The following is a 23,164-nucleotide window of genomic DNA, read 5'->3' as shown; positions in this document are numbered from 1 at the left end:
GAAAAAACAACCTTAATATTAATACAAAATTATATATTTGATAAAATAAACCTATAAAAAACAAGTTTTTTATAGATTCTACTAGATTCCCGCTTTCGCATGAATGACATAAGAGCCGTACAACACAAAGTTGATTACGGTATGACAAGGATTCACTCTACAATGAAACTGTGGCTGCTTTATCAGCTTGCAATTCCTTATCAAGCTTAACACTTAAAGTTTTTATTTCTTTTTTAAATTGTTTAAATTTCTCTAAATTTTTTCCGTTTAATTCTATACCCGGTGTTGTTTTAACTGACATAGGATTAACATGTTTTCCATCAATTTTAACTTCATAATGTAAATGTGGAGCTGTAGCTCTGCCGGTACTTCCGACATATGCGATGATTTGTCCTTGTTTTACGATACTTCCGACTTTTAAATTTTTTGCAAAATTTGAAGCATGCGCATAAGCAGTAGATAGCGTACCGCTATGTTTGACCTGAATAAATTTGCCATAACCCGACTTCCAACCTATTTCTGTTATAACTCCGTTTCCTGCGGAATATATAGGCGTACCGATTGGAGCTGCAAAGTCAACCCCCCTATGCATTTTAGTATAACCGAGTATCGGATGCTTTCTATTACCGTAATGTGAAGAAACTTTTATAACTTTTAGCGGAGTTTTAAGTAAGCTTCTTTTTACGCTTTTACCGTCTTCGGAAAAAAATGCATGATTATTTGCGTTATTGTCATGAGAATAACGATATATATTATATTCTTTCCCTGAAAGATTTAATGAAACATATAGAATTTTACCGTGGTGGGAAAATTTACCATCTTCCGTTACGTATTTTTCCGTTATTACGGTTGCAGTATCACCGCTTTTTATTTGACGCTGAAAATCGATTTGATAAGCATAAGCATTAATCAGCTCTATTATACTGTTATCCGATAAGCCCAGTTTTTTAAGAGCTGACATGAAATTTGCCTCAATACTTACCGACGATTTAGCAACTTTTTTATTTAAAGGTACTACAATTTCTTCAACTTTAAAATTATCACCTTCTCTAATTACTTCAATAGTTTTTAGCTTATCGATAATTATAACGATTTTATTTAAGAATGCTACCTCTGAGGTTAAATCTTCATCCTCGTTTTCGATAATTTTTGTTTCATATTCAAAAGTAATTTGCTGCCCTATTTTCAGAGCAGAAGATAATTTTCCCTCCTTTATTAAACTTACAATTTTGTCTATTTCATTTTTAGGGATATGTTGTTCTATCAAAATTGACTTTATAGTATCGCCTTTTTTTACTACTACTTCTTTAAATAAAATTGTTTCTTCTTCACTACTATCAGGTTGTACTAAAGTTATGGATAAAGTGTTGTTAACATAATTATTAACAGCAAAAGAGACAAAAACAACTAATCCTATAAATAATAATAAGGAGGCAGAGGTGAGGATCTTCCTGAGACGTGCACTAATAAAAGATGATGGTAATATGCCATTAAAATCACAAGATAGTGCGGTATCATTCATTAAAATTGCTCTGAAGATTATTTGAATCAATTTTTCATTACTAGTAATAATATGCACTATATACAAACAAATTACAATAGCAAATTGTAAAATTTTGTTTTATTTCTGTCTTAATTAGTTTTTTATTGATTAAAAGTTAATTTTTATTAACTTATATAGATAAATATTATGCCTAGACTTTTCCTATTTGTATTAATGTTTTATTAATTTTTATAAATCTTATGTCCTGCTCATCTAACCATAATACTGTCAAATTACCCAAATAGAATATTATGATAATATTTCTTTAAATAAAAACTGTCCTATAAATAGTGAAATAGTTCTAGTAGGCGGTTGTTTTGATTTATTACATTACGGTCATATAGAATTTCTACGCAAAGCTAAAAAACACGGTAAATACTTAATCGTTGCTTTAGAGCCGGATAAAACAATTATTAAATATAAAAAACGTCAACCTCTCCATAATCAATTACAACAAGCACAAATTTTAAGTTCTTTCACATTTGTTGATAAAGTACTCATATTACCTAAACTAAAAGATTTTAATGATTATGCTCGGTTAGTGCAAAATATTTGTCCTTCTGTAATCGCCGTAACAAAGCATGATCCTCAGTTAATAAATAAATTCAAGCAAAATTAAGAAATGCGAAAGTAATAGAAGTTATTGACTTACTGCAACATCCTAATATAGGTACACTGTCTAGCTCAAATATTATTAAAAATATGTAGTTTTTACAAAAATTTATCGATTTTTACTTTAATAAAACTGTATATCCATTTATATTAAATGTAAATCACTTTATATGTGCTATGAAAAATATTATTAGACATCTTTCCAAACCAGCTGATAGAGAGGAATTTAAAGAAGACACTCCCCCTCGAACCGCAGAGTACAAAAGCGTAAGTGAGGATTCGAGTACCGGATTGACGTATACATTACCTCCAAAAGCGAAATTTGGAAAAATGTCTATTGCTTTAATGTGTTTTTTGATTGTTAGCAGTAATTGCTTTGCTTCCGAGCCGTTACCTTGGCAAGTAACGTTCCAGCCACCGGCAAGTCCGATTATGGAGGAATTACATCATTTTCATAATTTTCTGCTGTATATCTCAACAGCTATTGTTTTATTTGTTGCCGGATTACTTGGCTTTGTATGCATCAGATTTAATGCAAAAAATAATCCCGTACCGGCAAAATTTTCACATAATGTTTTAATAGAAATAATTTGGACTGTAATACCTATAATAATTTTAGTGATTATTGCAGTGCCGTCTTTTAAAATATTGCGTCATGCCGAAAAAATACCCGAAACGGATTTAACTATTAAAGTAGTAGGTTATCAATGGTATTGGCATTATATATATCCTGATCATGATAATTTAGAATTTGATAGCGTAATGATCTCTGATGAAAATTTAAAACCTAACCACAAAAGATTATTAGATGTTGATAATCGAATTGTTATCCCTGAAAATGCTACCGTAAGGTTTCTCATTACCGCAGGTGACGTAATACATAGTTTTGCCGTTCCATCACTTGGATTTAAAATAGACGCAGTCCCAGGCAGAATAAACGAAACCTGGACAAGAGTGGCTAAAAAAGGCGTATATTACGGACAATGCTCCGAACTATGCGGCATCCATCACGGCTTCATGCCGATTGCTATAGAAGTAGTAAGTAAAGAGGATTTCGACAATTGGATTGCAAGCAAGAATAAGACTGCTATGAATGGTAAGAAGCCAAAATTGGCAGCTAACTAATTATATTTAGAAGTTCTATGGAAAATTATAATACAAAAATATCTGAACTAGATAAATTACTAAACGATATAACCGATTCTAATCGACATCAAGCAATTATTAAGTAGTGATGATTCAGCAGGTACAGAAGCATGGTAATTTATAACGAAAGTATTTTATAAACTAAAACTATTACTTTAAATTTTTTAATATATGCCTAACCACAATAACCCTTATCCCCATCTTTTTCCTAAACAAACAAAAGAAACGATATTTTTAAAACATTTTATCCATAATCTAAATATAATAGTCGGAGATTACACTTATTACAATGACGCTAATCACCCTGAGAAATTTGAATATGAAAATGTTAGAGGAGCTTATTTTGTTAAATTGATTATAGGAAAATTTTGTGCTATTGCTATGGGTACTAGTATAGTATTGTTGTCGGTAATCCTGCAAAGATATAGATTTCCTGATGAGATAGTTGAGCAATTACTTGAAATTCTGGGATTGGGATTATGATCAAATCACTCGGAATATTCCGGCAATTGTTGGAGCAGATATCGCAAAATTAAAACAGACAGAATAATAATTATGGATATAACTACTACCGAAATTTATCACGATGGCCACCACACCCCACACGGTTGGAGGCGATGGCTTTTTTCTACCAATCACAAAGATATCGGCATTATGTATATCATATTTGCCGTTTTTGCCGGAATTGTCGGAGGTTTGTTCTCACTGCTTTTTAGGTTAGAGCTTGCAATGCCCGGCGGCACTTTCTTAAATCATGATTTCCAGCTATATAACGTACTTATCACAGCACATGCGGTTATTATGGTATTCTTTATGATTATGCCGGCGTTGTTCGGTGGCTTTGGTAACTATTTCGTACCTCTGTTAATAGGGGCTCCCGATATGGCATTTCCACGCCTTAACAATATCAGTTTTTGGCTACTAGTGCCTGCTTTTCTTTTACTTATGGGATCAGCTTTTGTTGACGGTGGGCCAGGAACGGGCTGGACACTCTACCCTCCTTTAAGTAATTTAAGCGGTCACCCCGGTGCAGCCGTTGATATGGCTATTTTCAGTTTACATTTAACCGGTCTATCGTCAATCCTTGGATCAATTAACTTAATCGTTACTATCTTTAATATGAGAGCTCCGGGAATGGGACTTTTCAAGATGCCGTTATTCGTTTGGTCTATTTTAGTTACCGCATTTCTAATAATTCTTGCGATGCCGGTACTTGGTGGAGCTATTACTATGCTACTTACAGATCGTAATTTTGGAACTACTTTCTTTAAGCCTGACGGCGGCGGTGATCCTGTATTATTTCAGCATCTATTTTGGTTTTTCGGTCATCCTGAAGTATATATCGTAATACTTCCAGGCTTTGGTATAGTAAGTCAAGTTATTGCAACTTTTTCACGCAAACCTATATTCGGCTATCAAGGTATGATCGGGGCTATGGTGATCATAGGCTTTGTTGGATTTATCGTATGGGCTCACCATATGTTTACTGTTGGGCTTTCTTATAATGCACTTATATATTTCACTGCCGGAACGATGATTATAGCAGTTCCGACGGGTATTAAAATATTTAGCTGGATAGCGACTATGTGGGGTGGTTCGATTACATTCCCAACTCCTATGCTATTTTCGATAGGATTTATTATATTATTCACAATCGGCGGCGTAACCGGCATAATCCTATCAAATTCGGCACTTGATAGAGTTCTGCACGATACATATTATGTTGTTGCACATTTCCATTATACGATGTCGCTCGGTGCTTTATTTACGGCATTTGCAGGCTTTTATTATTGGTTTGGCAAAATATCTGGTAAACAATATCCAGACATTTTAGGCAAAATTCATTTTTGGATTACCTTTATAGGCGTTAATTTAACTTTCTTCCCGCAGCATTTCTTAGGTCTTGCGGGCATGCCAAGAAGAATACCGGACTACCCTGAAGCTTTCGCCGGCTGGAATATGGTTTCGTCGATAGGAGCAGGTATTTCTATGTTTGCTGCCCTTTATTTTGTATTTATCGTTTTCTATACGCTAAAATACGGCAAAGATTGTCCAAACAATCCTTGGGGAGAAGGAGCAGACACATTAGAGTGGACACTTACCTCACCACCGCCGTTCCATACTTTTGAAACACCACCGCATATTGGGGGGTAATAGTGGCTTTGCTGCGTGGATGCCAAGTCATCATCATTGCGAGGAGTTGCGTTAGCAACGACGCGGTAATCTCATAAGATAATATAAAAAACTCCTGAGATTGCCACGTCAGCATAAATGCTGGCTTGCAATGATAGGACCTTTATGAACTGTCCGGTACTATGAAGAATGACATAGCTGACAGAAAAATAATAAAATGATAATAAAATGTATAAAAAACCGATAATAGGTGTTACACCTGATTTAGCTCAAAATTGTGAAAAATATACTTACGCTGCTTTTCCATGGTACGCCTTGCGAAGAAACTATACCGATGCGATTATTGCAGCCGGCGGTGTACCGCTATTATTACCTTATCAAAGTGATACAATAAATCAGCTTATGGAACTTGTTGATGGTGTTGTAATGCCAGGCGGTGATGAGGACATACATCCTAAATTTTATGAGCCGGAATACGCTGAAGATATAGTCGTTTCCAATGAAGAACGTGATAATTTTGAGATATTAGTTTTAAAGAAAGCATTAGAGAGAGATATTCCGGTTTTAGGAATATGCCGAGGTATGCAGTTATTAAACGTTATTTTTAAGGGTACGCTTATTAAACATATTCCTGATTATATTGAAACTGTAATTAATCATACACAACCTTCGCCTAAAAACATCGTTTCGCATGCAATTAATATAGAAGCAAATACTAAACTTGCTAAAATAGCTAATAATCAGCTACAAACTATGGTTAATTCGACTCATCACCAGGCTGCTAAACAACTTGGTAATGATCTTATCGTATCTGCAACAGCAGAAGACGGTATAATTGAAGCCATTGAATCAACGAAACATAAATTTGTTATCGGCGTTCAATGGCATCCTGAATATCTTAACGATAATGGAGTAGATTTAGAATTATTTAAAGAATTCGTAAAAGTTAGTAAGTAAATATTAGTTTTTAACATCATTAGATGAACATATTACAAACGCTTTATTATATTCATATCCAAGCGGCTAACAACATACGGAATTTTTAGAGCGTTCATATACAAAAGTAGAACCTCTACCATTACCTTCTAGTTGATACTGACCATAAATTACAGGTCCACATTGTTCTTGCCAAGTAATTGAATATTTTACCCGATTATCTTGCACGTCCCATTGTTGTAAACAGCTGCTAATAATACAATTCATTTCAGGCACAAATAGTTTAACCAATTTTTGTATTACCAAATCTTCTTGTTGTTCTACTTGTATATTATCACAATAAGCTATATGTGAGTTTAAATTATTAGCATAAGCGCGTGATATTATAGAGACTATAATAGTAAATAATATAAAAAATTTCTTTATTTATTAAATTTAAATTAAAATATTTAAAGATACTTAATAAGAAACTAATAATCAAATATTATTTATTGTACTATATTATCATTTTAAATAAGATTTCGGACCTTTGATCTGCTATATTATCGTCAAAAACATTATTTATGACTGCTGATTATTCTTTTTTGAAAAGTTTTGCTGAGTATATCATTGATAAATTAGGTAAAGATACAAAAGTTCAAATAATATTGCCTAATAATTTCTCATGCCTAGAATTAAAGAAGATTTTAACCGATAAATATAAAATTAAATTACCTATCATTATTCCTTTTAATTCTCTTATTTCAAAAAAAAACGATTCGGATTATATATCTAAAATAGAAGAATTACTTATTTTATCATCCATTATCACCGAATATAAAGAATTACCTTTGAATAAAAATGAATCATTAAAAGCTGCAGAACTTTTAAGAAAATTGTTTAATGATCTTATAATCAATAATATCGATATAAAATTAATTGAAGTCTATAACAATTCTAATTATTGGCAAAAGATTTATAAATTTCTAGAATATTGCTTTTTACGATGGCAAGAAGAAATATCGTTTACTCAAAAACAAACTAAAGCAGTTTATAAATTAAAGCTATTACAAGAAGAAATAATAAAAATAAAAACAGGACATAAACAGGTAATACTCGCTGGAATATTCAAGCCTAATGTTTTTTTAAAAAGATTTGAAGAAGAATTAAAGGATTACATAATGCACTATAATCCTGCCTCCAAGCAGATTAGCGATGGTATATCTTATTATGAACCTAATGACATTTATGAAGAAACTAAACAAATATCTTATATATGTAGCCGTAATAAAGACAGACGGATTGCAATCGTTACAAATAATAATAAGCTTAAAAGAGTATATTGTAATTTTTTAGACAAATATGAAGATCTACTAGGTAATGACTTAAGGCTTACTAATATAGGTGAATTACTAACTTCCATTATTAAAATATTATGTAATAATTTTGATTTAAAACTTCTATTTTTATTACTTAAAAATCCTTTAATTAACTGCCCTACTGTGCAGCAGTTAGAGTTAATGCTATCTAATAAACACCGTTTTATATCCTCACCGAAATATTTATTGCAATTACAATTTGATAATGAGGATATAAGAGAGTATTGCCGTAACTTAATAGATATTTTATTTACCGATACTCCAAATAATATACAAGCTATTCTAACCTTAACTAAAGAAATAACTGAAAAACTTTTGCCTACTATTTGGGAAAAAGAAGGAGGAGCAGAACTACTTGAGTTTTTAACAAATTTAACTGCATATAGTAAATATATAAATTCAACGGATAAAAAGGATTTTCCTAAAATTTTTTCTTTTTTACTTTCTAATATCAAATATTACAAAAATACTGACGCTGCTAGTATTATTATAGGACGGCCTGAAGATTTAGCATTATGTGAATTTGACTTAATTATATTACCGCATTTTAATAATGAAAACTGGACACTTAGTGCTAAAGCTCACCCATGGCTTAGCAAGAAAGCATTGCAGATACTAAATATAGATTACGATGAAATTGCTCCTACTCTATATTCAGATTACTTCAATTTATTTCTACAAAATAAGCAAATAGTTATACTGAATGCTAAAAAATATGATGGGAAACTGTCAGTGCCGAGTAATTTATTTTTGAAGCTAGAAAAAGGTGCTATGTCACCCCGTGACTTGATCACGGGGTCCAGTAATTATATGGATACCGTGGTCAAGCCACGGTATGACAAGAGTATTGAGATCCACAGCCCTTCTTTCCCAACCACCTTATCAGTAACCGAAATAGAAACATTAATAAGAAACCCATACGGTTTTTATGCTAAGAAAATTCTTGGACTACGTAAAAAAGATCATATATGGGAAGAACCTAAAATATCGGATTTCGGTAATTTGATTCATAAAGTTTTAGAAGAATATTCTAAAAATTACGACAAACAATATATTAATTTAAATTTGCTTGATAAACAAAATGCTTTAATAAATATCGGTAATCATATTTTATATAGCACTATTTTACCAAGCTACACCAAAAAAACGTGGCAAATAAAACTCACGGCTTTCAGCAAAGCTTTTATTTTATTTGATATAGAACGCCGAAAAAACTGCAAAGAAATCTATTTTGAAACTAAAGGGGAATTACGGCTAAATATTGTAGGTCAAGATATAAAAATAATCGGTATAGCTGACCGAATTGAAATAAGTAAATCAAACAATATAACTATACTAGATTATAAGACCGGTACTATTCCGACTAAGAAAGAAATAGAGCTTGGACTCTCGCCGCAACTTATCATAGAAAGTTTGATGTTACTAGAAAACGGATTTACGAAATGTAATTCTCTGTCCCTTTTATGTCATCCCCAGCCCCTTTTGTGTTATTCCCGCGAAAGCAGGAATCCAGTTATAAATAACAATATTACTATCGCCTACGTAAAAATCACTAGTACCGAACCTTATGTGCACACAACGGAAATAGCTTTAAGCATCGAGACTTTAAATAGACATAAAGCAGGATTAGTAAAATTACTTGAACATTATATTACAAATAAATTCTTTTCTTATGATTTGAATTTATCAAAGTATAATGATTATTTGCATTTGAGTCGATAGGCTAATTATGTCATTCCTGCGCAGGTGCATGGGTGTCAACTTAAGACTCAATGTCATTCCCGCGTAGGCAGGAATCCAGTACTTTAAAACTTTTTTTAAAGTTCGATTTATCTCGCTTTACCCTAGGATTCCCGCCTACGCGGGAATATGACATAAACAAACCATGCAACAAGGCTTTCAGTCGCTCGCAATGACGGCTTAGCAACTGCTCGCAATAGTGCTTACAACCCCATCACTAACTTAAATTCTTTACTTTTAATAATCTTACTATTCGTATTATAAATAATCGGATCGTTAATTTTTTCATGACCGAATCTATTTGTTTTAAATACCGGTATATCTACACTATCTGCAAAATTACGAAGCACTAACATTGTGGCATCAAAATCTTTACCAAATGAACCAAATATTATAGCCTTAACATCCTCAAGTAACCCTGCTTGCTTTAAGTGTAAAAGCGCACGATCTAATCTAAAAGGAACTACATTCACATCTTCTAAAAAAAGAATTTTGCCCTTAGTCTTTATTTGCCAACTCGTTCCTATACTAGTCTGCACCATAGTTAAGTTACCGCCTGTTAGTTTGCCGTTAACAAGATCACTTGATTTTGCTATATCGTTAAGAGGCACTAAATTATCTATAGTAACCTGCTTTACTTTACCTTTTAATATTTCAGCAAGCTTGGTAAAATTACCTTGATCTTGTTCTGGCTTTAAGAGATCGGCTATATTACTGCCGTGAATAGTTTTCCAGCCCCATTCTTGTGATAGAAAAAGATGTAACGCTGTTATATCGCTATATCCTATAAAGACTTTCTCTTTATTTGGTTTTGATAGCTTTAGTAAATCGGGAATTATTCTCGCAGAGCCGTAACCACCTCGTAAACTCCATACTATATTATCAGACTCATCAAATAATGCATCCCGCAGGCAATTAAATCTTACTTCATCGCTACTTGCAAGAAAGGGTAGCTTACCTTTAGCAAAACACTTAGAAGAAATTTGTAAATTTAGTCCATTAATATTTTTTAAATCCGACAAGGTTTTATTATCCGCTCCTGTTGCCGGAGCAACAACAGTAATAGAGATATTTTTTAGACTATGACCAGCAGCAAAAGTTGATATTGAAAAAAATAATATTATTAGTAAAGATATCTTTTTAAGAATCATAAATATAATTGATAGGTATTGTTATATGAACAGGTAAACCTACTATGTCATGCCGTGGCGTGACCACAGCATCCAGTCTTTATTTTATTTTTTCTAGATACCGTGGACAAGACACGCTATGACAGAGGCAAGCACTGGATTCCCATTTTAGCTAGGGACAGACATGACATAGAAAATGCGAATAACCTTAAGAAGCTATTCTAAAGCAGCATCATCACCGGCAATCTCTACTGCTTTAGCCCTGATTTGGTCAATAGTAAGGCCACTATATTCTACAGACCCACCTAATACAGTATCATCCTGACCAAAAAAATTAATGTTCTTAACAACAGTTGCTTTATCTATATTATCTTCCCTCATATCATATACAAGCTTTAATGCTTCTTTTTGTGCTGGTAGTTCATGAGTATTAGATAGTGCTAAAGTCTTTACTTTTGCTCCAAGTTCATTCGCCGAAGCCTCTGATATTTCATCATCTTCAGATTTATCAGTTGAATTTTCGCTTATTCTAAGGTTTTCTATTATAGGTTCAACAAGCTGTGTCCATAGCTGGTCAGTTGAACTACAATCACAATCGGCTAGATATTTTCTACCTTCTTCTCCAGTTTTTACAGCATTATCAACAAACTCTTTAACTATCCACTTATTGTTAAATTTGTTATAAGCAGCTTTTATGAATAGTTCTAAATGATTAGAACCTAAATCTAAGAATTTTTGTTTAAGGTCCATAGGGATATGACTTTTTGTATCTAGCCATGTTTGCATTCCTGATAATATTTCTGACATTACCTTATTAGTGTCTTGTATCGGTACAGTAATATTATTACTCTTAATAGTAACCTCAAGTGCATTTTTAGTACTAGCATCCAAGTTAGATACTAAGTTTTCATACTGGGCTGGGTTACTTTTAGCTTCTTTTAAAATGCTTACTATTTTCTTAAATCTTGGTACTATTTCTGAATGACTATTCGTACTGCTTGTCATCCAATCCCATTTAAAATATTCAAAACCGCCGGTAGCATGATTTGGAACTGCAACATGTGCAAATTTATGGTCATATCTAATGCCGATTACATCAAGATCGTTTTTATATTTCTTTACTTGAGTATCGTGATCATTGCGCTGTTTTTTAAAGTGTTGCTCTAATTTTTTCATACTCTCCTCCTTAATTCATAGTTTTTAATTAGTGTTGATATGATACTTATATATTACTATATGTCAAAATAAAACACTAATAGAAATTAACTTTTTGCTATATCACAAGCATGTAAGTCACGCTTAAAGTACAAACTACTATTCTTATTTAAGATTACCCGATAAATCTGAACATTTTCAAGTACTCTTTGAACGTAATCTCTTGTTTCTCGATAAGGTATAAGTTCTATCCAGTCAATAACTTTTCTTGTATCTTTTATATCCCTTGGATCACCAAACCTATCTATCCATTTTACTACATTATGACTTCCGGCATTGTAAGAAGCAATGGATAGAATATAAGAACCTTTATGATTATCTAATAATTTTTTGAAATGATGCGCACCAAGTTTAATATTATATACCGGATTTCTAGTTAAGTCTGCTACATTACATTTAACATTTATGGACCTTGCGGTATCACAAGCAGTACCTTTAATAAGTTGCATGAGACCCATAGCATTTGCATAACTTACTGCTTTATGATCAAAAACCGATTCTTGTCTAATTATTCCATAAGTTAAATGAGGTGGGATAGGCAAATCTACTAGATTATAAGGCGTTGGAAAAGCACAATCCGGAATAAAAGCATTATTTTGGGCAGCAATTTTTGCCACCTCAACCATATGATTAGTATTATTATTGGCTTTAATAATATTCGCAATTATTTGAATTTCTGCAGAATTTTTAGTATTTTTCATTGCTGCTTTGGAATATATCAGGGCTAAGTAGTTTTTATTATATTTAACCAATAACCTTATTGCTTTAATAATCTCTTTATTTTCTATAATTTTCCTTTCTTCAGAAGTTATTACGGGAATAGGAGGTAAAACTAACTTTGTCCTATTTAATTCAATATTTGCTACCTGCCCATAAAAGGTAAAAGAATATTTAGCTGCCTGCTCGTAAAATTTTCTAGCCATTTGCTTATCGCCTTTTGCTGCATAAGTACGACCGAGCCAATAAAACCCACGTGCCAAACTAATCGGAGTCTTAACAACTTTAATAAACTTATTAAAATGTACTAATGCTTGATCAGGCTTTTTTAAAAAACTTAAAGAAAGCCAGCCCGCAAGCCACTCCTGCTCCCTTATAGTTTCAGGACAAGTAGCAAAAGGAAGCGTTGCCATTCTATAGCTATTAGCAAAATCTTTGTAATCGATGAATTCACGAGCATAATAGGACTGAATACGACACCATTTAGCAAAATGTTTACGGTTATTTTTAGCTTTCTTAAACAAAGTAATAATTTCCTTTGTCGGCTTTTGCATTTTTTTAAAATCTAAATAACGATATAATAAACCGGAAGTATAGTATTTTTCAGGAACACTTTTAAAAAGCTTTTCAGCATTTGGCGATTTACCTATAATCGCAATTTGGACTTTAAAAGAATTACGGTAACCTTGCTCTACATATTTCAGGGATTGCTTAGCAGATCTAATATCATTTTTCCATAAATGTTCTTCTATTCGTTCTAAATGATCACTCGCAGTTAAATATTTATGCCACTTATTGTAATATGCATTTTCTTCTTCAGGAGTGAAATTGGCGTATACCCAAGCCTCTTTAATAATCGGTAGTAATATCTTCTGATCTTTGATTAAACTACTTGCAGCTGCCGCATAAAATTTATAACCTTTGCCGGTAAGAGGAGGATGTTTACTAAACCAATCAACAATTACTTTTTTATTTGTATTATTATTTAGATATTCTTCTGCTCTTTCTTCAAGCAGCTTATTTTGAGGCCAATCCGGGTTATTGCATAAAAACCTTATTACATGTTCAAAACTATTATCTGAATATTTATTATCTAAATATTTCTGAGAAAGTACAATTTTTGTTAAAATTTTATTATTTACTTCTAGCGCTAAATCTTCGGCTCGTGACCAATTTTTTTGATCGATATAGGTAAAAACTTGTTTAACATTATCTATAGCATCAGAATTAGCATTTACTTTCAAAGCTAATAACAACAATATAGAGGTTAACAATTTTATTATGATTTTCATAAGTTTTATGATTTGTTGCGTGGATACCTAATAGTCATTACGAGCTACTAAAAGCGTTGTTGTATGGCTTGTTAATGTCATTCCTGCGAAAGTAGGAATCCAGTAAAACCTATAAAAAACTTATTTTTTATAGGTTTATCTAATATGTAATTTTTGTATCAATATTAAGGTTATTTTTCTGGATTCCCGCCTACGCGGGAATGACATAGAGACCTACTAAACACCGGTAGAACCAAAGCCACCGCTACCACGCATCGTTTCCATCAGACTAATACTTTCTTCCCATAATATACGTTCGTACTTTGCGATTATCATCTGTGCAATTCGCATGCCTTTTTCTATAATAAAATCTTCTTTACCGAGATTAATAAGAATGACCTTTATTTCACCTCGATAATCTGCATCAATAGTACCGGGTGAATTAGCAACCGTGATACCGTGTTTAACGGCAAGACCCGAACGGGGTCTTATTTGGGCTTCAAACGAATCCGGTAGTGCTATAGCGATGCCTGTTGGAATTAGCTGTATTGCGGCTGCTTTTATTGTTATAGGTTGCTCGTTTGCGGCTATTAAATCCATCCCCGCACTATGCTCTGTAGCATATTCCGGCAAACTGCCGGAAAAATTTTCTAGTTTTTTAATTTTCACTTGTGTTATTGTCATATTATTTCATATCAAATTTATCGTTAATAATTTTATTTTCTACCGCATCAATTAAAGAATTAGCAAGATTATCGGTTAATATCTTACTTCCCATGCCAAGTTTCTTTTTAAGCCAAGGTTGCTTAGCACACAGATATTGAAACTTAATATTATCACCGAATTTTTCTTTCATTACGCTATACATATCACCTATGCCATCAATTAAGCCGTAATCAAGCGCCGTGTGCCCTGCCCAAAATTCACCGTTAAATAAAATTTCGTCTTGCTGAGTTAACTTCCCTGCTCTTCTTGTTTTTACATATTCTATAAAATGTTCATAAACCTGCTTTTGCAAATCTTTGATAATTTTAAGATCATCTTTATTAATAGGTTTAAACGGATCCAATACTGATTTATTCTTGCCTTCCGTATAAACTCTCCTCTCTATCCCAAGTTTATTAATTGCTTCATGAAAACCGAATCCGCTTGATACTACTCCGATACTACCGATAACCGAACTCGGCAAAGCATATATCCGGTCACCGCTGCAAGCCAGCCAATATCCGCCTGAAGCCGCCATATCTTCAATAAAACTATAAATTTTTATTTTATTTTCTTCAGCAAGATCACGAATACGTTTTGCAATAAGTTCAGATTGTACCGGAGAACCGCCAGGAGAATTAATAATTAAACATAATGCTTTTAATTTCTTTATTTTAAAAGCTTTTTCTATTAGTGCATTTAATGATTCTAACGTAAGTCCCGATTGCATAGTACTTACTTTACCGATAACACCGCTAAGGCGTAAAACGGCAATCACCTCTTTAGAATTACCAAAAACCGAAGCAAATAATTGATCTAATTTACTTATCTGTCGTTTGGTTATTATCTGATCAAATTCAGCATTCGCCATAGTTGATTTATTTACTTCATTCATTAATTTTACTCATTTTTAATTTAATATACTCGTTTCATTTGAAAAATTGGCTATGTTGTCTTATAAGATCTGCGGTACTCACCTATTAAGTATACGCTCCGCTCCTCGCCTTATAGACTCCTTGCTCTTTTCCAAATTACACTTCGTCTATTTACTTGGAGTTACTATAGAGCATCCTTTTTTATTGGCCGCAAAGGCTTAGCCGGTTTATTCAGAGATTGCGCGTTATAACTATTTTTAGGTTCAGGATAATTTCCGGAAATGGCAGATAAAATAGTACTTCTAACTTTTTCGTCATACCAATTTGTATTGCCGACAAAGCTAGTTACTATTTTGCCGTTTGGATCTATTAATATACTAGTCGGCAAACTAACAACCCCTAAGGCTTTAAATAATTCATTTCTATAATCATGATAAATCGGCAAATATCTTATTTGATAGCTTTTAAAATATTCTTTCACAACTTTTATGTCTTGATAATCTTCTGAAATCGGAATTACTGAAAAAGGTAATTTCCTAAAATCTTTTTGCAACATATCAAGGTCAGGCATTTCTTTGACACAAGGAGCACTCCAAGTAGCCCAAAACACTAACAATATAGTCTTTCCTTCAAACTGATCAAGAGAATATTGATTTTTTTCTTCATCAAAAAAAATTATATTATCAGGAACGCTTGAACCTCTTAAAAATGCTAATTTATCCTTAGGCTGCTCATAGAGCCTAGCATGAATTTTAGGAATAAAAATTATTATATATAATAAAAATACTATAATATATATAAGATATTTATTATAATTTCTTAAGGTCATATAATAATTTATAGTAATGAAGACATTTTATTTATTCGTATTAGCACTTACATTATGTAGTTGTGGTATAAAAAAGCCTTTAGAAGCACCGCAGAAAGAGGCAAAAAGTCATTGCGAGCAGTCGTAGACTGCGTGGCAATCTCGTCAAATATCCTGAGATTGCTTCGTCAAATTACTTCGTAATTTTCCTCGCAATGACGTACTGTATCAATACCTCTTAAGCGTCGTACCTTGCAAAACTAAGTCAAAACAATAAGACGGCATATTTGCTTGCGGTTCGATCAATATCGGATTTACTTCACCGCACTCATTATCACACATATTTTGATCAGATAAGTCTAAGCGTGTTTCGAGAGTAGTAAGACTAGGATGCTCTATTCTTATATTTGCACTTCTCAAATAACGAGAAGATGTATAAGGCAACATGCTAATAAAGTAATATTCTCCTTTATTATTAGTAGTAGCAATACCGGAACCGGTAAAACTTGAATCGCTTTTACTTGTAAATCTTCTTTTATCAACTCTAGTTTTTAAAGGTTCGTAAGGATATTTACCCCCACTGCCTGCTTGCCATAAATAAACTTTAGCATCCGCAACCGGCACGCAATTTTGATCTAATACTTTTCCTTTAATTAATATCCTTTCACCATAAAATTTTGATAATCTTCCTGTTTTACGTAATAAATTATTAGTAGTTTCAAAAACTTTTGGTTCATAATCATTAAATATATTTCTAGTAATTTTACAACGATTCAGCTTATTAGGGTAAGTTTTAGAAGCAGCAAATAGGTTTAATGTCCATAAACATAAAAAACAAAATATAAATTTTTTCACTTTTCACCACTATATTTATAAAATTCTGCATCTAAATTTAAATTAATTATTTTTATTAATCAAATTATTTTTATTCTCATTTGATTATTAAGTAATTGATTGTTATAGTAAACTTTGTTATACTAAAATATTATATAATATGCAAAAATTTTTATCTTTAATAATTGTAATTCTAATACTTTACAATATAGTAAAGTTAAAAATATCTCCCGACAACAATAATCTTACAACTGTAGAGCAAACGACTTCAAATAATTCATCTACCAATGAAAACCAAACTAGTATAAATAATGAACCTCCTATTTCATTAAACGGCAACTTATTTGAACGTACGGTTTCAAAAATAGTAATAAATGCTCTTAAAACCGAAGAAGGGAAAGCATTTTTTGAAAATATTTTACAACCGTTAAATGGACCTATCAATCCTAATGATTACACTATTGAAGTACGTAAGGATTTAGTAAAAACACTGTTCAAAATTAATACGCTCGGTAGCGGTAATATCGGTCCCGCTTCTTGCGGACATGTAGTTACCGTATTTTATCAAATATCAGATATGAACAATACTTTAATATCTGAAGATACTAAGACTTTTACTTTAGGCTCTGCTCCTGTAATGCTTGGCTTAGATAATGTAATAATCGGTATGATGGTAGGAGAAGCACGAGAAGCTATTATTCCGGCAAAATATGCTGTTAATAATAGTAATAATATTATCTTCGATGATGCTTATAATTATAAAGTTAATGTAATTTTAAAATCCATATTACCGCAAAATTTTGTTAAAAGTAATGAAGTGAAAATTTATGACGATGAGATAGCTTATCGTGTTCCTTTATTATGTGGTGAAAAAGTAAGCTTTAATGCTAAAATTACTCGCTTATCAAACGGTAAAATACTATATGATTCCAAAGCAAAAGGACAACCAATAGATATGAAAATCGGCGATATTACATATCCTTTAATTTTTTCTTACGCCTTGCAAGGTAAAGTAACGATTGGAACACGCAGTGTTATTGCTGAAGGCAAAACATTTAAAACTTTAGGTTCTAACATAAATAAAATTATTTCTCATGAATCGTTACCGATAAATGAATATCTTTTGCTTGAACTAGGAGACTTTAAACAAAATTAAATAAATATGAAACAAAATAAAATTCAAAGACAAAAAAATTATATTTTATTATCTATCCTTGTCATAATGATAATAATTGTATATCTTATAGCATTAATAAAAATTGCAGGATAAATTTTGTAATTATTAAAAATTTAAAACTCAAATTAAACGAGTATATAAGCATCTTACTTTAAACTTTAATTATAGTATGGAAATTATTAAAAAAAACAAAAATATTATTATATTAGTAGGTTTAATATTTTTAGCAGTAATTATTTATATCTCTACAAGTAAGAATTCCGATAATAAAACAAACGATAATATATTAGAAGTAAAGATAGCTATACAAGATCATAAATTTGTTCCGAATATAGTTGAAGTACCAAAAGCGACTAAGATAAGGTTAATTGTTCATAATGAAGATGATACGGTAGAAGAGTTTGAAAGTCACGATTTACATCGTGAAAAAATAGTTATGCCAAATGAGTCAATACATATTATACTTGCACCTCTCAAGTCCGGAAAATATGAATTTTTTGGAGATTTTCATCAAGATACGGCGCAGGGTTTTATAATTGTTAATGATTAGATAAAAAATATGTTTAAAATTGCTTTAGTAGTGTTTCGTGAATGTTTAGAAATATCCTTATTACTTGGTGTAATACTCGTCGTAACAAAACAAATAGAAAAATCTCGTCTTTATATTATTGCTGGAGTAATGCTTGGAGTAGTATTTGCTTCAATTTTTGCATTTTTTACACGTAAATTATCTTTATCTTTTGGCGGAATAGGCGACGAATTATTCAATTCCGGAATTATGATACTAATAACAATTCTGATTAGCTGGACAATAATATGGATGCAAGGTTACGGTATAAAAGTAAAGCAACATATAAACGACTTATCAGTAAAAATTCATGAAGGTAATGCCAGTTATTTCATGTTGTTTTTTTTAGTTGCCACTACTATATTACGAGAAGGTGCAGAAATTATTATTTTAGTATATAGCATATCTTCAGTTGAAACAATATCAAGCAGTATTTACTTGCAAGGAGTGATAATAGGTGCTACAAGTGGCTTCTTACTTGGTTTAGTAATATATTTCGGTTTCATTAAGATTGCTAATCAAAAATATATTTTTAAAATCTCTACCATATTATTAATGCTAATAGCAGGCGGATTTGCAGCAAGTGCTGCAGGTATTTTAACCTCTTCCGGTCTAATTATGTTTTTATCCGATCAACTTTGGGATAGTTCATGGTTAGTAGCAGATAGAAGTATGATAGGTAAAATCTTACATATTGTTACCGGTTATATTGCAAGACCTAACGGGCTACAAGTACTGGCTTATTTTACTACTATATTACTGATAAATATTTTCATACAAATAAAATTAAGATATTCCAAAAATAACTTAATATCAGTACAAAAAAATGAATCAAATTAATTTTATCAAAGAGAACAATTAAATTAAATATGTTAAAATTTTTATCAGAAATTGGTCCGGTAATAGCATTTTTTGCAGGCTTTTTTTATGGAGGCGGTATACAACACGCTACTCTTTATATGCTTATTACCTCTGTTATTTGTATTACCCTTTGTTATGTTATAGATAAGAAAGTATCCAAGCTTTCTATTATTTCTACGACTGTTTTATTAGTTTCGGGAAGTATTACTTTAATTAGCGGCGATGCAATGTATATAAAAATCAAACCTACTATATTATATGTTATTTTTGGAATAATATTTCTCATGAGCGGTATAAGAAAAAATCCTTTTATCAAATATGCTTTAGAGAGTATAGTACGTCTTAAAGAAGAAAGTTGGATAACCTTAAGCTATAGAACAGCGGCTTTTTTCTTTTTTATGGCTGTAGTTAATGAAGTAGTTTGGCGTAATTGCTCAGATGAAACATGGGTAAAATTCAAAGTATTCGGTGTAATACCTATTACTTTTATATTTATTTTACTGCAATTACCTCTTTTATTAAAGAATAAATTACCGGATAGTAAGATATGATATATAATACCTTACTATTTTTACTTTATGTCATTACCGCGTAGGTGTTGTTGCATGGACCGGTAAAATCCACTGTGTCACCCTGTGGCTTGACGACGGGGTCCATACAAACAATTTAAAATACTAATATTAGTATTTTAAGCTGGATCCCACGATCAAGTCGCGGGATGACACAGAATCCATGCTTTCACAGAGATAACACCGATGGCTTTTTAAAAATTGTCCGGTACTATAATAAACAAACAGTTAATTCTTGAACAAATACAATCTTTTTAAAAATCGTAGGGTACTATTGTTATGATATTACGAGTTCTAATTTTTATAGCTCTTTCTTTTAGTCTATCTGCTTGTTTACCTGCTATTTTTACCGCAGCAACCACTACCGGCATTGTTGCTTCAAAAGATCAACCAATATCTGAAACATTAAATGATGCAAGGATTTCTGCCAGCATTAAAGCTGATTTAGTAAAAAATAATTTTAGAGATTTAGGTGCTAAAATAAAGGTTGAAGTATCACAAGGAAGAGTATTATTAACAGGAAATATTCAAAAAGAATCTGATGCGTTAAAAGCCGTAGAAATTGCTTGGAATCAAAAAAGCGTAAAAGAAGTTATTAATGAGTTGAAAGTAAATAAAAACAGTAATCATTTTGACTTAGCCCAATATACTAAAGATAGTATGATAACCACACAAATTAAAGCTAAAAATTTAGTCAGAAAAGACATTAAATTTGCTAATTATACTATTCTAACTATAGATAATATTGTTTATTTATTTGGAGTTGCAAGATCAGAAGAAGAGCTAGAAAAGCTTGCTTCTATTGCATCAAAAATAAAAGGTGTTGAAAAAGTTGTGTGTTACGCTAAAATAATGAATAACTTTAACACCAATAATGATAATAGTGAAGAATCATAAATTCAAATTAGACCTCTTGCAGAATGAAGCTAATACAGAGAAATTTGAAGGAAACACTGCATGTAGCACTGCAGCATACACTTTAGTACGTGAGGATGCGAGTACCGGATTGACGTATACCGCAGATATTTCAAAAGTTGGAAATCAAATAAGTGGTGAGCCTGCACAGCGTATAAAAATACGTGAACACAGGCGAATCCCGAAATTTGACTTACCAAATCTTAAAGTATCAAAGGTATACAAATTACCTTTAGGAGCAAGTTATGTAAAGGGTTTATTACTTTTGTTAATTTTTTGTTTTGGTCTAAGCAGTTGTAATACCTCAAAAAGATTACCTTATTCCCACAAATATTCTTACAAAGAATTATCAAAAGATGATCCTCATAATCTAACTTATAAAGGACATTATAAAGTCGGTAAAAATTATAAAATACAAGGAAAGACTTACAAACCTCACAACCCTAAATCTTTTACCGAAACAGGTTATGCCTCATGGTACGGTGGACTTAAAGACGGTTTTCACGGTAAAAAAACAGCTAATGGCGATAGATTTAATAGAAATTTATTAACTGCTGCACATAAAACTCTTCCGCTCCCTTGCTTAGTTAAAGTTACCAACAAAGCCAATAATAAAGCAGTAATTTTAATGGTTAATGACAGAGGCCCTTTTAAGAAAAATCGTATAATAGATGTTTCTCAAAAAGCGGCTGAAATTTTAGCATTTAAAAATCAAGGTATAACTAAAGTAAAAATAGAATATTTACCTAATGAAACTGAGAAATTTCTAAAAAATATTAATCTAAAAAAACCACAAAGTAAAACTTTAGCTAAAAACTCTAAAAAATCTTCATCTAATAAAGTTACAAACAACAATAAATGTAGCGTTAATTGTCATATAAAACTTATAAATTTAAAGTATAAATTGGCCGTAACTCCTTAAAAGATGTGTGAATATTAAATCGTCAATAGTCGTAGGCATTGTTGCATGGCTCGATTTTTAACGTCATTGCGAGGAGCAACTTAAGTTTCGACGACGCAATCTCAGAAGTGTTTGTATTACCTCATGAGATTGCCACGACCACTTTGTGGTCTCACAATAACGATACATATCAACTACGTATATTCTTTTTCTTTATTATTTTTGATTTAGCTTTGGTAGTAGATTTATTATTAGAGGCAAGCTTGATTGAAGGTTTAGAGACTATAGGCTTAATATTAAAATGCTGATCTAATAGCCCCATCATCTTTTGATCACGAGATGCGGCACTTTTACCGCCTGTAACAACGGCAATCAATGATTTACCGTTCCTAGAAGCAGTAGTTACTAAATTATAACCTGCCGGTGTATGAAAACCTGTTTTCATCCCTTCTGCACCTTGATAATTTTTAGTAACCCTATTATGTCCATTTACTACATTTCCACGAAATACAAAGCTGGTTTTAGCAAATAACGGATAAAATTTAGGATAATCTCTCTTCAAAGCCATAGCAAGTTTAGCCATATCTCTTGCGGTAGTTTGCTGCAATGGGTCATGCCAACCTGAAGCATTTTTAAAATAGGTATTCTTCATACCGAGCTGTTTAGCTTTAACATTCATTAAATGAGCAAAAGCTTTCTCTGACCCTTTCATGCCCTCAGCAACCGTTACAGCAACATCATTAGCAGATTTTATAATTAATCCATTAATTGCCTCTCGAACGGTTATAGTTTCCCCTGCTTTTAAACCCAGCTTACACGGTGGCATTTTTGAAGCTTTTGCTGATACAAATAATTTTTTATCTAAAGGTAACTTACCGGCTTCAATTGCTTCAAACATTAAGTATAGAGTCATTAGCTTAGTTAAAGAAGCGGGGTAAATCCGAATTTGTGAATTATGGGCCTGCAACACTTTACCGCTTTTTGCATCAATTACTAAACTAGTTTGAACAGGAGGCTTAGGGGTATTTTTTACGGCTTTTTTTGCTTCGCTTATAGGCGCCAAGAAAAATGTTATGACAAAAATATAAGGTAATAAAAATTTCCTAAACATTTTAAATAAATAAAATATTATTCAAATTAAACCAAATGT

Annotated in this window: 20 protein-coding genes and 2 pseudogenes; 12 read left to right on the top strand and 10 right to left on the bottom strand. The window is 31.9% G+C overall.

Features of this window, described 5'->3' with window-relative positions; translation table 11 throughout:
* Window positions 1-157 precede the first annotated feature (157 nt).
* Window positions 158-1,522, bottom strand: coding sequence for a peptidoglycan DD-metalloendopeptidase family protein (locus ACHBLB_RS05435; protein WP_475841173.1), 1,365 nt, complete (start codon window positions 1,520-1,522; stop codon window positions 158-160).
* 221 nt (window positions 1,523-1,743) lie between these two features.
* Between ACHBLB_RS05435 and ACHBLB_RS05430 the strand changes: the two are divergent.
* The 5 genes and pseudogenes from ACHBLB_RS05430 (at window position 1,744) to ACHBLB_RS05410 (ending at window position 6,391) form a co-directional block, all read left to right on the top strand.
* Window positions 1,744-2,162, top strand: a pseudogene (locus ACHBLB_RS05430) (adenylyltransferase/cytidyltransferase family protein).
* Between the two features lie 170 nt (window positions 2,163-2,332).
* Window positions 2,333-3,280, top strand: coding sequence for a cytochrome c oxidase subunit II (coxB, locus tag ACHBLB_RS05425; protein ID WP_475841171.1), 948 nt, complete (start codon window positions 2,333-2,335; stop codon window positions 3,278-3,280).
* A 192-nt stretch (window positions 3,281-3,472) separates the two neighbouring features.
* Window positions 3,473-3,851 (top strand): annotated as a pseudogene (locus ACHBLB_RS05420) (LbetaH domain-containing protein).
* A 5-nt stretch (window positions 3,852-3,856) separates the two neighbouring features.
* Entirely contained in the window at window positions 3,857-5,455 is a 1,599-nt protein-coding gene (ctaD, locus tag ACHBLB_RS05415) for a cytochrome c oxidase subunit I (RefSeq protein ID WP_475841168.1), read from the top strand.
* A 207-nt stretch (window positions 5,456-5,662) separates the two neighbouring features.
* Window positions 5,663-6,391: a gamma-glutamyl-gamma-aminobutyrate hydrolase family protein gene (locus ACHBLB_RS05410; RefSeq protein WP_010977188.1), complete on the top strand. Its 729-nt coding sequence runs from the start codon at window positions 5,663-5,665 to the stop codon at window positions 6,389-6,391.
* A gap of 66 nt (window positions 6,392-6,457) precedes the next feature.
* On the opposite strand, the gene ACHBLB_RS05405 is transcribed toward ACHBLB_RS05410, so the two are convergent.
* Complete coding sequence (locus ACHBLB_RS05405) at window positions 6,458-6,676, bottom strand: hypothetical protein (RefSeq protein WP_475841166.1); 219 nt, start codon at window positions 6,674-6,676, stop codon at window positions 6,458-6,460.
* Window positions 6,677-6,933: 257 nt separating this feature from the next.
* Between ACHBLB_RS05405 and ACHBLB_RS05400 the strand changes: the two genes are divergently transcribed.
* Window positions 6,934-9,450: a PD-(D/E)XK nuclease family protein gene (locus tag ACHBLB_RS05400; RefSeq protein ID WP_475841163.1), complete on the top strand. Its 2,517-nt coding sequence runs from the start codon at window positions 6,934-6,936 to the stop codon at window positions 9,448-9,450.
* Window positions 9,451-9,671: 221 nt separating this feature from the next.
* On the opposite strand, the gene ACHBLB_RS05395 is transcribed toward ACHBLB_RS05400, so the two are convergent.
* The 7 genes from ACHBLB_RS05395 to ACHBLB_RS05365 all read right to left on the bottom strand — a co-directional run bounded on the left by ACHBLB_RS05395 (window position 9,672) and on the right by ACHBLB_RS05365 (window position 17,044).
* Entirely contained in the window at window positions 9,672-10,619 is a 948-nt protein-coding gene (locus ACHBLB_RS05395; RefSeq protein WP_475841161.1) for an LD-carboxypeptidase, read from the bottom strand.
* 195 nt (window positions 10,620-10,814) lie between these two features.
* On the bottom strand, window positions 10,815-11,774 hold the full coding sequence (srfF, locus tag ACHBLB_RS05390) for an SrfF family effector protein (RefSeq protein ID WP_475841158.1): 960 nt from the start codon (window positions 11,772-11,774) through the stop codon (window positions 10,815-10,817).
* 86 nt (window positions 11,775-11,860) lie between these two features.
* Window positions 11,861-13,822 (bottom strand): lytic transglycosylase domain-containing protein, encoded by a 1,962-nt coding sequence (locus tag ACHBLB_RS05385; RefSeq protein ID WP_475841155.1) that lies wholly within the window; start codon window positions 13,820-13,822, stop codon window positions 11,861-11,863.
* A 216-nt stretch (window positions 13,823-14,038) separates the two neighbouring features.
* Window positions 14,039-14,485, bottom strand: coding sequence for a dUTP diphosphatase (gene dut, locus ACHBLB_RS05380; protein WP_012150745.1), 447 nt, complete (start codon window positions 14,483-14,485; stop codon window positions 14,039-14,041).
* Window position 14,486: 1 nt separating this feature from the next.
* Window positions 14,487-15,401, bottom strand: coding sequence for a S49 family peptidase (locus ACHBLB_RS05375; protein WP_475841153.1), 915 nt, complete (start codon window positions 15,399-15,401; stop codon window positions 14,487-14,489).
* A gap of 164 nt (window positions 15,402-15,565) precedes the next feature.
* Window positions 15,566-16,210: a TlpA disulfide reductase family protein gene (locus ACHBLB_RS05370; RefSeq protein WP_475841150.1), complete on the bottom strand. Its 645-nt coding sequence runs from the start codon at window positions 16,208-16,210 to the stop codon at window positions 15,566-15,568.
* A 207-nt stretch (window positions 16,211-16,417) separates the two neighbouring features.
* Window positions 16,418-17,044, bottom strand: a complete 627-nt coding sequence (locus ACHBLB_RS05365; RefSeq protein WP_475841147.1) for a dioxygenase family protein — start codon at window positions 17,042-17,044, stop codon at window positions 16,418-16,420.
* 139 nt (window positions 17,045-17,183) lie between these two features.
* Between ACHBLB_RS05365 and ACHBLB_RS05360 the strand changes: the two genes are divergently transcribed.
* The 6 genes from ACHBLB_RS05360 (at window position 17,184) to ACHBLB_RS05335 (ending at window position 22,035) form a co-directional block, all read left to right on the top strand.
* Window positions 17,184-18,179 (top strand): FKBP-type peptidyl-prolyl cis-trans isomerase, encoded by a 996-nt coding sequence (locus tag ACHBLB_RS05360; RefSeq protein ID WP_475841144.1) that lies wholly within the window; start codon window positions 17,184-17,186, stop codon window positions 18,177-18,179.
* A gap of 190 nt (window positions 18,180-18,369) precedes the next feature.
* Complete coding sequence (locus ACHBLB_RS05355) at window positions 18,370-18,750, top strand: cupredoxin domain-containing protein (protein WP_475841142.1); 381 nt, start codon at window positions 18,370-18,372, stop codon at window positions 18,748-18,750.
* Between the two features lie 9 nt (window positions 18,751-18,759).
* On the top strand, window positions 18,760-19,608 hold the full coding sequence (locus tag ACHBLB_RS05350) for an FTR1 family protein (protein WP_014410641.1): 849 nt from the start codon (window positions 18,760-18,762) through the stop codon (window positions 19,606-19,608).
* A 29-nt stretch (window positions 19,609-19,637) separates the two neighbouring features.
* Complete coding sequence (locus ACHBLB_RS05345) at window positions 19,638-20,180, top strand: septation protein A (protein ID WP_475841139.1); 543 nt, start codon at window positions 19,638-19,640, stop codon at window positions 20,178-20,180.
* 297 nt (window positions 20,181-20,477) lie between these two features.
* Window positions 20,478-21,095: a BON domain-containing protein gene (locus ACHBLB_RS05340; RefSeq protein WP_475841137.1), complete on the top strand. Its 618-nt coding sequence runs from the start codon at window positions 20,478-20,480 to the stop codon at window positions 21,093-21,095.
* Window positions 21,073-22,035, top strand: coding sequence for a septal ring lytic transglycosylase RlpA family protein (locus tag ACHBLB_RS05335; RefSeq protein ID WP_475841134.1), 963 nt, complete (start codon window positions 21,073-21,075; stop codon window positions 22,033-22,035). Before ACHBLB_RS05340 ends, ACHBLB_RS05335 begins: the two co-directional genes overlap by 23 nt.
* 169 nt (window positions 22,036-22,204) lie before the next feature.
* Here the strand turns inward: ACHBLB_RS05335 and ACHBLB_RS05330 are convergent, their stop codons facing one another.
* Window positions 22,205-23,125: a D-alanyl-D-alanine carboxypeptidase family protein gene (locus ACHBLB_RS05330; protein ID WP_475841132.1), complete on the bottom strand. Its 921-nt coding sequence runs from the start codon at window positions 23,123-23,125 to the stop codon at window positions 22,205-22,207.
* Window positions 23,126-23,164 lie beyond the last annotated feature (39 nt).

It is taken from the genome of Rickettsia lanei (genome assembly GCF_056242675.1).
Note: the sequence above shows the minus strand (reverse complement) of the source record. Positions and strands in the feature narration are given on the sequence as shown.